The organism is Streptomyces saintjeani, assembly GCF_055409605.1.
Map to the genome: position 1 here is coordinate 4144547 of NZ_CP189624.1, position 12737 is coordinate 4157283.

The 12737-nt window shown below is 61.3% G+C and carries 14 protein-coding genes; 13 read left to right on the plus strand and 1 reads right to left on the minus strand.

The window, feature by feature from the left end; translation table 11 throughout:
• Positions 1–102: 102 nt before the first annotated feature.
• Entirely contained in the window at positions 103–393 is a 291-nt protein-coding gene (locus ACQCO7_RS18630; RefSeq protein WP_464072913.1) for an HNH endonuclease, read from the plus strand.
• Here ACQCO7_RS18630 and ACQCO7_RS18635 read toward each other — a convergent pair.
• Positions 390–689, minus strand: coding sequence for a hypothetical protein (locus ACQCO7_RS18635; RefSeq protein WP_464072914.1), 300 nt, complete (start codon positions 687–689; stop codon positions 390–392). The genes ACQCO7_RS18630 and ACQCO7_RS18635 overlap by 4 nt on opposite strands.
• Positions 690–1012: 323 nt before the next feature.
• Between ACQCO7_RS18635 and ACQCO7_RS18640 the strand changes: the two genes are divergently transcribed.
• The 12 genes from ACQCO7_RS18640 to ACQCO7_RS18695 all read left to right on the plus strand — a co-directional run bounded on the left by ACQCO7_RS18640 (position 1013) and on the right by ACQCO7_RS18695 (position 12737).
• On the plus strand, positions 1013–1495 hold the full coding sequence (locus tag ACQCO7_RS18640; RefSeq protein WP_464072915.1) for an XF1762 family protein: 483 nt from the start codon (positions 1013–1015) through the stop codon (positions 1493–1495).
• A gap of 616 nt (positions 1496–2111) precedes the next feature.
• The gene (locus ACQCO7_RS18645) at positions 2112–3512 is read left to right on the plus strand and encodes a terminase large subunit domain-containing protein (protein ID WP_464072916.1); all 1401 of its coding nucleotides are present in this window, start codon (positions 2112–2114) and stop codon (positions 3510–3512) included.
• A gap of 13 nt (positions 3513–3525) precedes the next feature.
• A complete protein-coding gene (locus tag ACQCO7_RS18650; protein WP_464072917.1) occupies positions 3526–4728 on the plus strand; it encodes a phage portal protein in 1203 nt (400 codons plus the stop codon).
• Positions 4725–5369, plus strand: coding sequence for an HK97 family phage prohead protease (locus ACQCO7_RS18655; RefSeq protein WP_464072918.1), 645 nt, complete (start codon positions 4725–4727; stop codon positions 5367–5369). The genes ACQCO7_RS18650 and ACQCO7_RS18655 overlap by 4 nt, the downstream gene beginning before the upstream one ends.
• Positions 5370–5578: 209 nt before the next feature.
• Positions 5579–6814, plus strand: coding sequence for a phage major capsid protein (locus ACQCO7_RS18660; RefSeq protein WP_464072919.1), 1236 nt, complete (start codon positions 5579–5581; stop codon positions 6812–6814).
• A gap of 109 nt (positions 6815–6923) precedes the next feature.
• Positions 6924–7517, plus strand: coding sequence for a head-tail connector protein (locus ACQCO7_RS18665; RefSeq protein WP_464072920.1), 594 nt, complete (start codon positions 6924–6926; stop codon positions 7515–7517).
• A 551-nt stretch (positions 7518–8068) separates the two neighbouring features.
• Positions 8069–8506 (plus strand): hypothetical protein, encoded by a 438-nt coding sequence (locus ACQCO7_RS18670; protein ID WP_464072921.1) that lies wholly within the window; start codon positions 8069–8071, stop codon positions 8504–8506.
• Positions 8507–8509: 3 nt separating this feature from the next.
• Positions 8510–9247: a hypothetical protein gene (locus ACQCO7_RS18675; protein WP_464072922.1), complete on the plus strand. Its 738-nt coding sequence runs from the start codon at positions 8510–8512 to the stop codon at positions 9245–9247.
• Between the two features lie 69 nt (positions 9248–9316).
• Positions 9317–9727 carry a phage tail protein gene (locus ACQCO7_RS18680; RefSeq protein ID WP_464072923.1) on the plus strand — a complete coding sequence of 137 codons (411 nt, stop codon included), beginning with the start codon at positions 9317–9319 and terminating at the stop codon, positions 9725–9727.
• Positions 9724–10242, plus strand: coding sequence for a hypothetical protein (locus tag ACQCO7_RS18685; protein WP_464072924.1), 519 nt, complete (start codon positions 9724–9726; stop codon positions 10240–10242). Before ACQCO7_RS18680 ends, ACQCO7_RS18685 begins: the two co-directional genes overlap by 4 nt.
• A gap of 1 nt (position 10243) precedes the next feature.
• Positions 10244–10651: a hypothetical protein gene (locus ACQCO7_RS18690; protein WP_464072925.1), complete on the plus strand. Its 408-nt coding sequence runs from the start codon at positions 10244–10246 to the stop codon at positions 10649–10651.
• A gap of 175 nt (positions 10652–10826) precedes the next feature.
• A complete protein-coding gene (locus ACQCO7_RS18695; RefSeq protein WP_464072926.1) occupies positions 10827–12737 on the plus strand; it encodes a phage tail tape measure protein in 1911 nt (636 codons plus the stop codon).

Consider the following 12737-nt stretch of genomic DNA (forward strand, 5'->3'; position numbering starts at 1 on the left):
ATGGAGTCTTGCGGGAGAACTCCGCCCTCAAGCGCGTCACCTCTTGAGTGAATACCTTCCACCCCCTTCTCGTTATGCCCTCTGGCGGGAAGGGGGTTTCTCATGCCCAAGAACAGGCCCGACCTCACTACGCACCAATGGCGGCAGATACGGCAACAGGTGCTCGGGGAATCAACCGTGTGCATCGTGTGCGGGCACCCGGGTTCCCGGACCGTGGACCATGTCATCCCGGTTTCCCGTGGCGGAGAACCCCACTCTCCCGACAATGCCGCACCCATCCACGGGGTCGAACGGTGTCCGGCCTGCGACCGGAACTGCAACAACGACAAGGGCAATCGCCTGTTGTCGGAAATGCACCTCTTCACTACCAGCGTGGATTGGTGGTCGGGTTAGCCTCGCGAATTATCGCCATCTATCAAATCCGGCTCCCAGCGGTCCACCAGACGCTTTTCCATCTCGATCTTCAGTTTGTTTAGTCGCGCATAGAGAACCTGCTCCTGATTGGACAGTTTCCCGGAGTCCATCTTTGCCAACAATTCCTCGATGCTTTCCGACAGAACGTTCACGCAAATATTCGCTGCCCCGTTGAAGCCATTGGTGTAAGCATCGTCTTCACGCTTATTCAAACCCCGCCTCGCCCCCTCTGTCACTGCCCCTGCTAGTTCACGCTTTACGCTGTTCCAATCCAACGCGTTGCCCCCATCTCTTATTCGATCCGGCTCGATTCATCATCGTAGCCGACGATCTACAGGGTGCATTCGAACGTTTGCAGCCGGGATGGGCATCCAGTTTTTGAGCCGCACTGGCCGTATGACCACACGTCCCCCTGTTTCATCTCTCTCCCCGGGGCTGGAGCGGCTCGCCGGCTCCTACTTCCAGCCTCTCTCACCTGCGAGTTTCGCGGGCAGAGCGCTGGTCCTGGTGGTCGAGCTCACGGGGCGACTGTTCACCCATCGATCTTGACCGGCGGTTTGCTGCCGCTGTTCACGAGCTGGAACACGAGGGGGTGACCATGGGTCTGTACGTACGCCCCCTCACCCTGAAACAGGCCAACGAAATGGTAGCCAGTCTTCACCGGCACCATAAACCGGTGGTGGCTCACCGTTTCAGTCTCGGGGCATTCGACGAGAACGGCGTATGCCATGGTGCCGCAATCGTCTCCAAACCCGTGGCGCGAATGACTCCGCAATACACCGTGGCTGAAGTCACGCGGCTGGTCACCGATGGGACGTACAACGCTTGCAGCATTCTGTACGGTGCCGCTGCGCGTGCCGCTAAGGCAATGGGGTTCGAGCGTATCCAGACATTCATCCTGGACAGCGAGCCCGGCACCACTCTGAAAGCCTCAGGGTGGGAGCATGACGGGAATTCCTCGGGTGGGGCCTGGTCGTGCCCCACCCGGAAGCGCAACGATGATCACCCATTGGTCGAGAAACAGCGTTGGGTCAAGCGCTTGAACCCCGAGCATCTAAACAAGGGTGCAACTCTCGGGTAGGAATGGTGGAGACTGTGCAGGATCGAGGCAATTCCTCTGGCACTCTTCGCACGCCAGGATGAGCCACTGTGGAATACCTTGCCCCATTGCCACAGTCGGAGTGGCGCGCATATTTTCGACGCCTGGAAATTGTCGATCGGTTTGAATTTGTACATGCTCACCTGTCGAGCGGTTCTCATCGCAGCACACGCACATGTATTGAAGAGTCATTTCGACACCTCATCTCATGTCGAAGATAACTCCGCTTCCTTAACTGCCGCATGTCGATCTTCCCCGGGGGGCCCCGTAGAGACGGCCGTACGCGCCGAGCTGGCCGGTCACACAGAGTCGGCGTTGGGGGCGCTCTCACTGGCCCTTGCGCGCCACCTCGACTCAGGCCCGGACGCGCGGCAGGTCGCTGCCCTTCACCGAGAGCTACGACTCACGCTCACTGACCTACGCGCCGAGCTGGCCGACCGGACCGGGGGTGAGTCACTCGATGACCTCTCCGGACTGGCAGACCCCGACTGAACTCCGGGGCCAGTGCGCCGACGCGTACGGGCTGGACTGCCCGCCCCGGTGGGGAATGCCCCGGCGTCCGGACTATCCGACGTTGGGCCCAAAGGTCGCGCGGGTTATGGAACGTCTCGGATTCCGGGTCATGCCGTGGCAGCGCTACGTTCTCGATGTTTCCTTTGAACTCGACCCCGTCACCGGGTTACTGGCATACCGGGAAGTCGGGTTATCCATTCCCCGGCAGCAGGGGAAAACCACCTTGTTGTTGGGCGTGATCGTCCACCGCCTCATGGCATGGGAACGGTCACGCGTCATCTACGCGGCGCAGGACCGGAATGAAGCCCGCAAGCGTCTTGAGGAAGAGTTCGCCGAAATCCTTGATGCTTCCCCGTTGTCCGGCCGGTACACGACCCGGTGGACGAACGGCAGCGAACACATCAAGTGGGAGAACCTTTCCAGGGTCGGCATCACCGCGAACACCGAGAAAGCCGCCCACGGTTCGACCCTCGATCTCGGGGTCATTGACGAGGCGTTCGCCCATGCCGATGACCGGTTGGAACAGGCTTTCAGTCCAGCCATGATCACACGCCCCATGGCGCAGCAGTGGTGGGCGAGTGCGGGTGGTACCGAAAAATCGGTGTACCTGAACCGGAAACGGAAACAGGGCCGGGAAATAATCGAGCGGTACTGGCAGACCAGGGAAGTTCCCACGGTCGCCTACTTCGAATGGTTCTCCCCTGATTCGGAACCCCGGGACAAACCCTCAACCTGGTACGGGTGTATGCCCGCACTCGGGCACACGATCACCGAGTCAGCTATCCGTTCCGATCTCGACCGGCTGGAGCCCGCAGAGTTCGACCGGGCGTATCTGAACAGAACCCGGAAGTCCGAGCCAGCTCCCGATGCCAACGTTCCCCGGGAGGAATGGGCCGGACTCTCGGACAAGACTTCCCGGTGCGGTGCCGATATCTCGTTCGCGGTCGATGTGGCACCGGGCCGTGACTGGGCGTCGATATGTGCTGTCTCTGTCCGGGACGACGGCCGGTTGCACTGCGAATTGGTGGCCCGCCGGTCCGGCACGGATTGGGTGGTTCCCGCCCTGGTGAAACTCCGGGACCGGTGGAATCCGGTAGCCGTCGCGATAGACGTTCCCTCAAGGGCCCCTGCGGGGGCCCTCGTGGACGAACTCCATGCGGCAGGTATCCGCCTGCCCGTGGACCGGGAAAAGCCCGCACGCGGCGACTTGGCGATACCCCGCACGGTGGACGTGACCGGCGCGTGTGCCCAGCTCGCTGACGCGATCCGGCAAGGCAGGGTCGTGCATCTCGACCAGGGGCCGTTGACTGCCGCCGTGAACGGGGCGCGTACCCGCGCGGTCGGGGATTCGTGGGCATGGCACCGACGTTCGGCGTCCGTGGACATCTCGCCCCTGGTTTCCGTGACGCTCGCCCGGTGGGCACTGATGACCCGGCTTCCCCTCCTGACTGACGACTCGTACGACGTACTTTCTTCCGTGGCCTGAGAGGGGTGTTCTCATGACCTTTCAGGGACCTGACGGGACTTTCTACCCGGGCACTCCCTCTGTCGCTCCTGAGGGCCGGTGGGGGCGTTTCTGGAATGCAGTAGGGCGAAGGTTCAAAGCGCCGGAGGAACGTGCTATCTCCGTTCCCTGGAACTACGGCGGACCGAACTCCGGTGCTGTCTCAAATGAGACAGCCCTAGCGGTCGTCCCCGTATTCGCGTGCGTGCGCATCCTCGCGGACTCCATAGCCTCCCTGCCGGTGAAGGCATACCGGAAGAACGGCGAGACCCGCGAACCAGTGCCCATGCCCGCACTGCTGCGGAAGGGTTCTGCCCGGGACAACACTTTCCAGTGGATACATAAAGCGATCGTGTCTCTCGCCTTGCGGGGAAACGCCTACGGTCTTGTGGTCGCACGCGACGACATGGAGTTTCCCATTCAGGTTGAGTGGCTCAACCCCGATGACGTGTACGTGGACGAGACCTCACCGGCCATGCCCGTGTACTACGTGTGGGGCAAGAGGGTGAACACCGAAGATATCGTTCATATCCCGTGGATCGTCCCGCCCGGCAAGGTCAAGGGCCTTTCTCCGATATCCGCGTTCGCGTCCACACTCGGTGTGGGAATCAGGGCCACGGACTACGGGGCACGCTGGTTCGACACCGGAACACCACCGGCCACCATGCGGAACACCGAGAAGACCGTGACCCCGGACGAGTCGGCAGAAATCCGCGACCGCCTCATGTCCGCCATGCGGCAGGGGAAACCCCTGGTGTTCGGGAATGACTGGGAGTTCAGCGCACTCCGGGTATCCCCGGAAGAGTCGCAGTTCATCGAGACGCTCCGGCTGAATGCGACACAGATAGCTTCCATCTACGGGGTTCCCGCCGAAATGGTTGGCGGAGAAACAGGCGGGTCTCTGACCTACTCGACCGTGGAACAGAACTCCATCAACCTGACTCAGCTCACATTACGGCCGTGGGTGGTGCGCCTTGAGTACGCCATCAACGACATGATCCCGTATCCGGAGTTCGTGAAACTCAACCTCGATGCCATGGTGAGAACAGATCTCCTCACGCGATATCAGGCTCACGAGATCGCGTTGCGCAACGGATGGCGGAACGCGGACGAGACCAGAGCTATCGAGGACGAACCACCTTTGCCGGACGGCATGGGGCAGGGATACGGACAGACACAGATTGGGGGTCCGCAGTGACCGAAATAGAAAGACGGTTCACGACCGTCCCGGTAGAGCTGCGGGCCACCGCGAAAAGCGCTTCTGCCATCGGCGGATATGCCGCCGTGTTCAACCGGCAGTCCAAGAATCTCGGCGGGTTCGTCGAACAACTCGCCCCCGTCGTGTTCAACCAGTCACGCGGCGACGGATGGCCCGACGTGGTGGCCCGCTGGAATCACGACGACATGGCCCTACTCGGCACGACCGGGGCCGGAACTCTCCGCCTCCACATCGACGGAACCGGATTGCTGTACGAGGTCGATCCACCTGCCGCGCGGGCCGATCTCGTGGAACTCGTGGAACGCGGCGACGTACGGAAATCCTCGTTCGCTTTCCGTGTGATCGAGGACGACTGGTCGACGACCGACCAGGGATTCCCCATGCGCACCCTCATCAAGGTGCAATTGGTTGATGTGGCCCCGGTCAACGTACCGGCCTACGCCGACACGACAGCGGGACTCAGGTCCCTTGCCCGGCATTTTGATGCCGACTTCGAAGAGGTCCGTTCGATGGCTCAGGCGAATGAATTGCGCCGGTTCTTCGAAAGGACTGAAACCAGCGTTCAGCCCGTGGGCAAGACGCCCGCACAACTGAGGCTGGAACTCCTCAAGCGCCGGTAGCTGGAAGCAGCAGCCGGCGAATCCTTTACCCGCCCTAACTAACCCCCTGGCACTCCCGTTAGCGCGGGCTTTGTGGCGATTGGCAACACCGTCGTCAGGTGCGGCACGGAAGTGACTACGCGATGACTCCCGATTGCGAAAAGGCGTCGGGCCCCGGGCAATAGCCAGGACATCAGCGGCTCCGTTCGATCTTGAACGGAGCAGTAGCAGTGTCCGAAGTAGCACAACGTTTAACCGAGCGCCGCAACACCGTATGGAACAAGGCTAAAGAACTTGCCGACCGGGTTGCCGAAGAGAACCGGAATTTCTCCGGTGAGGAAGAGTCTTCCTGGCAGGCGCTTAATTCTGAGCTTGACGCCCTCGACCGCCGTATCAGTGCGGTCATCGAGGGCGAGCAGCGGGCCAAGGACGCCGAAGAGGCCATGTCCCGCCTGCGGGGCGAGACCAAGCGCACCGGCCCTACAGACAGCGGCAGTGACGAACTCCGCACATTCCTGCGTGGCGACGGTCCCCGCGTATTCGAAGTACGGCCCGGGGCTGAGTCCCGTGACCTTTCCAAGCTGACTGCCGGTGCCGGTGGAAATACCGTGCCCACCTCTTTCTACAATCAGCTTGTCGCGCATCTTGTCGAAACCTCTGCGGTCATGACCGGCGGGGCAACGGTTCTTACCACTGCTTCCGGCGAGAAGCTGCAAGTCCCCAAGACGACCAGCCATTCCAGCGCGAGCATCATCACCGAGGGTTCCGCTATCTCCGAGAGTGACCCTGCTTTCGGGCAGGTGGAATTGGGGTCGTTCAAGTACGGCACCCTCATTCAGGCATCCCGTGAACTCCTCACGGATACCGGGGTGGACCTTGAGGGGTATCTCGCCATGCAGGCCGGTCGAGCATTGGGGAACGCATTCGGTGCGCACCTCATTTCCGGTACCGGTACCGGGCAGCCGCGAGGGATTCTCACCGATGCTTCGGTAGGCGTCACCGGGGCGACCGGTGATTCAGGCGGGTTCGGGAATCAGTCCACTGCCGGTAAGGGCGCTGACCTGCTTATTGACCTCTTCCATTCCGTGATCGCCCCCTACCGCGCAAGCAATTCTTGCCGGTGGGTCATGGACGATTCCACAGCCGGGGTCATACGGAAGATCAAGACGACTGAAGGCCAGTACATATGGCAGCCATCAGTGGTGGCCGGTACCCCGGACATGATTCTCAACAAGCCGGTGCTGACCGATCCGTCGGTTCCCGCTGTCGGTCTTGGGAACAAGTCTGTGATCTTCGGTGACCTTTCTCAGTATTTCGTGAGGCTTGCCGGTGGAATCCGCTTCGAGCGTTCTGACGAATACGCCTTCAACTCCGACCTTGTCACCTTCCGTGCGGTCATGCGTGCCGACGGCGCGCTTGTGGATCTCACCGGGGCCGTGAAGGTATTCCAGGGTGGGGCTTCCTGATCTCTCTCATGCTGAGGCGCCGGTTCTTTCTTCCTTTCTGCCGGTGCCCCTCCTTCTTCCTCACATCAACGTGACTATCTTCCATGTGACTATCAGGGGGTGATGTGCCATGCCCTATGCGCAACTCGCCACCCTGAAACTGTCTCTGAATATCGACCCTGCGGACACGACACGTGATGCGCTGCTGAATCAGGCTCTTGAATCTGCGACGGCCGGTATCGACCGCATGACCGGACGGACATTCACCCTTGCCCCGGTTACTGCCTCCCGCATCTTCAACCCGAACGAACGGGTAGTCGTTGACGAATGCGGGGAACTCCTGTTGGTCGACGATATCGGGCACGGGACCTTTACCGTGGAAACCGGAACAGCGGGGGGCGGGACGTGGACTGTCGTAGCCGACTATGAAACCGTTCCCTTCAACGCGCTTTCCCGTGGACGGCCCGTCACCGCACTGCGCCGGTATTCCGGAACGTGGGGGCGCGGGATATCCCGCGTGCAGATCAATGCCCGGTGGGGGTGGCCGGAAGTCCCGGAAGAGGTTGTGCAAGCCTGCCTCATTCAGGCGTCCCGCCTGTACAAGCGGAAGGATTCCCCAGAGGGGATTGTGGGGTCCGCCGACTGGGGTGTGGTTCGGGTATCTCGGATAGACCCCGACGTCGGGGCACTCATCCGGCATTTCGTGCTGCCAGGGTTCGGGTGACCGCTACCAACATTCGGTAGTTCGTCCCATGGATTGGCAATATGGGTCGTCCGAGCCGGATGAACTATTGCGGGCCTGGCATGATGCATATAGGAACAGTGCGAGAATCACGCCAGCAATGATCATCCATGACTTGATCACCTCGGCTTTCTGTTCCGCCGCTTTAGTACATCGATATTGTTCCGCTAGCTGTTTCTCCACTTCTTCTAGCCTTTCGCTAGCGTCATCCGGATCGACAAGCTCCTCTGCGGGACCTGAGTCCCAATCCTCCTCATGGGCTGAGTCGGCCTGAGCAATGGAATTAGTGCCAGGCCACACGTGGACGCTGTTCGTCTCTCCGGTCTTGTCGACGTAGCCGCATGAGTTGCACTGCCAGCAACCGCTAAAAGGGCCGCCGACAAGGTGGTGTCCTCGCTGTTGTTTTTGGCATCCCGGACACATTTCGTTCGTGGTTGGCACTTCAGATCCCCTCCCTTGAGCACGTCCCCTCGCGCTCCGTGTTGTCGCGCACTGTACCGGAGTCAAGCGTTCGAGTGAGAGGAATGTGTGCGATGGATATTGCGAGTGTGCGGGAGGCTATAGCCACCGCCGTGCGGAACGGGGTCACCCTCCCTGCGGGAATTCAGAGGCTCACGGTCACGGGCTATGTACCCGACTCGGTGACGGAGCCGTGTTTTTTCGTGGCCGAGTGGTCCCAGGAATACGACAAGAGTTACGGGCACCTCGATGAAGTCGAGTTCACGTGCCGAGTCCTGGTCGGCAGGGGGGACGACAAAGCATCTCAGCGCCTCTTGGACGACCTCTTGTCCCGCAACGGCAGTGCATCCATCAAGACAGCGATCGAGGCCGCGAGAGGCGCCCCCGGAGAATCCGCTCTCGGTGGCTTTGCCGACGACCTACACGTGACCAGAGTTCAGGGATACCGCTGGTACGAACACCAGGGCACGGACTATGTCGGCGCCGAGATCATCGTGAAAGTAGTGGGGTGACCTATGGCGAAGACAATCCTTACCAATGTGCGGCTGTTCGCGGGCGGAGTGGATCTCACCGGGCAATCGAACCAGGTCGAGATATCGGCGGAATTCGAGGACAAGGACGCCACCCATTACGCGTCGGCCGGTTGGAAGGAAGTTCTTCCCGGGCTCGCGTCCACCGAGATCACCGCGTCCGGCCAGTGGGAAGCCGGGGACCCCGGCAAGATCGATGACGCGTCCTGGTCGTCACTGGGCACCACCGCCGCGTGGACGGTCTGCCCCGTCGGGGCGTCGGTCGGGCAACTCGCCTACTCCACGCGGGCGTTGAGGACTTCCTACGGCCTGTTGGACGCCGTGGGGGAGGTTGCTCCCTGGTCGGGTACCGCCGTGGGCTCCTGGCCCCTCGTACGCGGAACCGTGGCGCATCCCCCGGGGGTGGCTGAGACGGGGGCCGACTCCACGACCGGCCAGCAGCTCGGGGCCGTGCCCGTCGGCAAGCGCCTGTATGCCTCCCTGCATGTCCTGTCCGTGGCGGGTAGCGGAACCCCCACGCTCACGGTGGATATCGAGTCGGACACCGACAACACGTTCTCCAGTCCGGTGACTCAGCTTTCCTTCACCCCTGCCACCGGTATCGGGAGTCAGATACTGCGGACGGACGGCAGCGCCATCACCGATACCTGGTACCGGGTCTCGTTCGATGTCACCGGCACGACTCCGTCATTCATGTTCGTCGTGGCATTCGGTATCCAGTAGCCACATCAAAACTCTTTTCCCTGCCCGCCCCCAGTGTGGGGCTTTTTTCATGCCCGCATTGGAGGCGTCATGGCCAAGATGGTATTAACCGCAGCGTATGTCTCGCTCAACGGAAGTGTCCTTTCGGAGTACGCGAACAAGATTGAACTCTCCGTCGAAGTCGAAGACAAAGACGTGACAACGTACGCGTCACTCGGCTGGAAAGAAATGCTCGGGGGCCTCAAGTCCGGTGAGCTGTCCGTCGATTTCTTGCAGGACTTCGCGGCGACCGAACTCGACTCGATCATGTGGCCCCTGCTGGGCACGGTCGTTTCCTTTTCCGTCCGGGCCGACCAGGGCGCCGTGTCCGCATCGAATCCCTCCTACTCGGGGAACGTGCTCATCAACGCATGGAATCCCCTTCAAGGGTCCGTGGGTGATGAGGCCACGGTGGGTGTCTCCTATCCCACGTCCGGTGCCGTTATCCGGGCCACCTCATGACCGGCCGCAACAACCAGCACTCCGCCGTGGGAGTGGATATCGAGGGTCTTGAGGCCGTGGTCCGTGCCCTCAAGGCCGAGGAAGACGGCAAGGAACTCCGGAAGGATCTCGTCAAGGAATTGCGGCAGGTGATGAAACCAGCCACCGACCATGCCAAAGCGGGAATCATGGGAATGGCCTCGACCGGCCGTTCCCACTCCGCCCCTGCATTACGGTCCTCGATCGCCAAGCGGATACGCCCTGAGGTGAAGCTCTCCGGGTTCGGGATCGGTATCCGGGTCAAAGCCAAGCGGACTGCGAACGTGCGGAACTTCCGCAACGCGCCCAAGCGCACGCAGTCCCCGAATCGGTGGCGTCACCCGGTATTCGGCAACCGGGATGTGTGGGTGACACAGCGCGGCAAGCCCGGCTGGTTCGATGACTCTTTCCGCAGCATCAGAGAACCCGCCATGCGGGCCGTGCACGAGGTTCTGGAACGCATGGCGGAACGTATCTCATCAAGGGGAAGAGGCTGATATGAGGCTGATTTATAAACCCTCCGGAAAGGGGGAGCCGGCGAGCTGGCCCTATAACCCCCTCAAACTCATGTCGGCGGAACGTGAGGACATCGAACGCCGTACCGGCCGCAACTATTCGGCATTCACGCAGGACGTGTTGTCAGGTAATTCTCTCTGCCGTCGCGTCCTGCTGTTCGTGTTCCTGAAACGTGAGCATCCGACGACCCGTTTCGAGGACGTCGATTTCGCGTGGGATGAACTCACCCTTGAATTCACGAAAGGCGAGTTGCGGCAGATGCGTGACAAGCTTTCCGACACCATGACCGGGGATGAACTCACCACCACCCTTGCCGCACTCGACCGGGAAATAGAGAGCGCTCCCGAGGACGACGAGCCGGGAAAAGCAAGTCTGCCGATCGCCGCCTGAGTCAGCTCGGCAACGCCTCCCATCTCCTGAATGTCCGCCCGTGGGAATGGTCTCTGATGACCGTTGAGGAAGCGGACCACTTGTTGGACTGGCTCGATGAATACAAGCGGCAGGCCGAAGAGGCAGAGGCCCGCATGAAACGGCACTGAGAACTGAAAACAGGGGGTGGTCCGGCATGGCTTCGGATACCTCTCTGGTGTTCAACCTCATTGCCCGCGACCGTGCTTCCGAAGTCGTCGGGCAGACCGGTGAACGCATCAAGACCGCTGCCGCCGGAATCGGTGTCGCCGCTGCCGGGGCATTGGGTGCGGGACTTCTGCATTCCATGGACGCGTCAGCCGCGAACGCGAAACTCACGGCACAGCTCGGAGTGGGCCCGGCGGAAGCAGCCGCTATATCGAAGGTATCGGCAAGCGTTTACGCGAATGCGTGGGGCGATTCCGTCGGCACCGTGAACGACGCCATCAAAGGCGTCTATCAGAACATCGGTGACACGTCGAAAGCCCAGGGTGGATTAGAAGGAGTCACTACCAAGGCCCTCGCACTGTCCCAGACATTCGACGCCGACTTGGGAATGACGACGGCGGCTGTCGGCCAGCTCATGCGCACCGGACTGGCGACGGATGCCGACCATGCTTTAGATATCGTCGCGAAAGGTCTTGGGTCCGGTGCCGACAAGGCCGGTGACTTCCTCGAAACCCTCAACGAGTATTCGACGCAATGGCGGCGCTTGGGTATCGACGGACAGACGGCGACCGGTCTTCTTTCCCAGGGACTCAAAGCGGGGGCTCGGGACGCCGACCAGGTGGCCGATGCTCTCGGACAGTTCGGTGAAAGGGCACTTGCGGGCGGGACGGCCGTAGAGGACGCGTACAAGTCCGTCGGGCTCAGCGCGGCGGATATGGCCAGCATGATCGGGCAGGGCGGGGAATCAGCGGAACAAGCCCTGACGATGACGCTCGATGCTTTGCGGGGGACGAAAGACGAACAGGTGAAGCTGAATGCGGCAGCAGCCCTTTTCGGTGATCCCGCGAATGTCATGGGTGACGCGTTGTTCGCCCTCGATCCTGCCACTGCTGCGGCAGCATCCGGGATGGACAATGTTTCCGGTGCTGCGGAACGGGTGGCGAAGAAGGTTTCCGAAAGCCCGACCGCCGCATTCGAGCGCTTCAAACGGGGCGCCATCACACAATTGTCGGAGATAGCCGGTGGGCTGGCCAAGTTCGCCATGGACAACCAGGACGTGATGAAACCCGTTCTGATAGGTCTTGCGGCACTGGCAGCGACCATTATGGTTATCCGGGCCGGAATGGCCGCGTGGGTGGCGATACAGGCCGTATGGACGGCGGCAACGAAAGTAGCGACCGCCGCTCAGTGGCTTCTCAATACAGCTTTCTGGGCGAACCCCATCACATGGGTGATTGCCGGAATCGTCGCACTCACCGCGATCATTGTTCTGCTGGTCGTGAAATGGGACTGGGTGAAAGCCAGACTCTTGCAGGCGTGGGCCGCCATCAAATCGGGCCTTGCGTCCGGCTGGAACTGGATCAAATCCAATGTGTTCTCACCCATCGGAGCCTTCTTCACCAGAACCATTCCCGGGTGGGTGTCGACCGGCGCCGGTTACGTGAAGTCCCGGTTCAATTCCCTCGTCTCGTTCTTCCAGGGGATACCGGGCCGGATATCCCGTGCCCTCTCCGGTGCCTTCAACGGGCTGAAGAACGCGTTCCGTGGCGCGGTGAACTGGATCATCGGCCGGTGGAACGGGCTCAGTTTCTCCATCGGCGGGGGATCGTTCATGGGGATGAGCATTCCCCGGGTCACACTCGGCACCCCGAACATTCCCTATCTCGCGTCCGGAGGATTCATCACCGGGGCGGGTTCCGCCATCGTCGGTGAACGCGGCCCGGAACTCGTCTCCCTGCCACGCGGGGCGAGTGTCCAGCCCCTCACTCGGGGTGGAATGCAACAGGTCGTCGTCACCTTCGATTTCCGGTCCGCCGGACGTTCAGCCTTCAAGGAATTCATCAGCGAGATTGTCCGTGTCGACGGACAGGGCAGCGTACAAAAAGCATTCGGGGGGTGA